This is a genomic window from Streptococcus sp. 1F3 (genome assembly GCF_054968985.1).
The window spans coordinates 1-1,670 of record NZ_JBUEQR010000095.1 but is presented as its reverse complement, the minus strand read 5'-3'; the positions used below and the strand labels follow the sequence as shown (position 1 = coordinate 1,670).

General features: G+C 41.2%; 2 protein-coding genes. Both read left to right on the top strand.

Annotated elements, in window-relative coordinates:
• The first annotated feature begins 193 nt into the window (after positions 1 to 193).
• Positions 194 to 982, top strand: coding sequence for a GTP-sensing pleiotropic transcriptional regulator CodY (gene codY, locus ACVPON_RS08755; protein WP_462878247.1), 789 nt, complete (start codon positions 194 to 196; stop codon positions 980 to 982).
• A gap of 1 nt (position 983) precedes the next feature.
• Entirely contained in the window at positions 984 to 1,532 is a 549-nt protein-coding gene (locus ACVPON_RS08750; RefSeq protein WP_462878248.1) for a cysteine hydrolase family protein, read from the top strand.
• The last annotated feature ends 138 nt before the right edge of the window (positions 1,533 to 1,670 follow it).

The following is a 1,670-nucleotide window of genomic DNA, read 5'->3' as shown; positions in this document are numbered from 1 at the left end:
ATTAGGTTTTAGAGATAGAAGATAAGGGGAGAGGAAGATGAAAATGAGCCATCCTTGCTTCAAAAAAAGTGCTTAATAAACAAAGTGATATAAGAAAACGTTCATGCGTTTGACGTGGTAATTGTCTGATAATTGTTGAAATTCATACCTCTTTTTGGTATAATGAAAGCAATTACGGAGTAAAGAGGAAAATATGACTACATTATTAGAAAAGACGCGGGATATCACGTCTATTTTGAAGCGCTCAGAGGAGCAATTGTCAGAGGAACTCCCTTATAATACAATTGCAGAACATCTTTCTGAGATTATTGATTGTAATGCTTGCATTATCAATAGTGAGGGTGAGGTCTTGGGCTATTTCATGAAGTACAAGACCAATAATGACCGTGTCGAAGAATTCTTTTTGACCAAGCAGTTTCCAGATGATTATGTCAAAGGAGTGGCGCAGGTCTACGATACGCAGGTTAATCTTTCAGCAGATAGTGAATTGACAGCGATTCCAGTGGAATCTCGTTCCATGTATCCTAGTAGTCTGACCACAATTGCTCCGATTCATGTGACAGGGATTCGATTTGGAACCTTGATTATTTGGCGCAATGATGAGCAGTTTGATGAAGATGATTTGATTTTGGTTGAAATTGCAGCAACAGTAGTGGGGATTCAGCTCTTGAATTTCCAGCGGGAAGAAGATGAGAAAAATATTCGTCGTCGTGCGGCGGTTAACATGGCAGTCAATACCTTATCCTATTCAGAGATGAAGGCTGTTTCAGCTATTTTAGGTGAATTAAACGGTGATGAGGGACAATTGACCGCTTCTGTTATTGCAGATAGGATCGGGATTACCCGTTCGGTGATTGTCAATGCCCTACGGAAATTAGAAAGTGCGGGCATTATTGAAAGTCGTTCTTTAGGAATGAAGGGAACTTACTTAAAAGTTTTGATTCCGGCTATTTTTGATGAAATTAAGAAGCGAGATTATTAATATGACCAAGGCGCTTATTTCGATTGACTATACGATGGATTTTGTGGCAGACGATGGGAAGTTGACGGCAGGGGCTCCTGCTCAAGCGATTTCGCAGGCAATTTACAAGGCAACCAAGCAAGCCTTTGAACGCGGAGCCTATATCTTTTTTGCCATTGATTTGCATGAAAAAGATGATCCCTTTCATCCAGAAAGTCGCCTCTTTCCTCCTCATAATATCAAAGGAACGAGTGGTCGGCATCTGTATGGTCCTCTAGCAGATTTTTATACGGAGCATCAAGATGATGCACGGGTCTTCTGGATAGATAAGCGTCATTATTCAGCCTTTTCAGGGACGGATTTGGATATTCGTTTGCGGGAAAGACGGGTAGATACAGTCATCCTAACGGGGGTTCTAACGGATATTTGTGTGCTTCATACAGCTATTGATGCCTATAATCTTGGTTATAAAATTGAGATTGTGGCTTCGGCTGTGGCTAGTCTGACAGAAGAACAGCATCAGTTTGCACTGAGACATTTGGAAGAAGTCTTGGGAGCAACCATACGATAGAATTGCAGAGGCTGGGCTTGGTGCTTGGTCTCTTTTAGATGTTGGAAAAACCTAGTTCGTCAGATTTTAGGCTCTTTGTCAACTGTAGTGGGTAGATGAAAAGCTAACACCTAGAGAGGACGAATTTCGTTCTCTCTT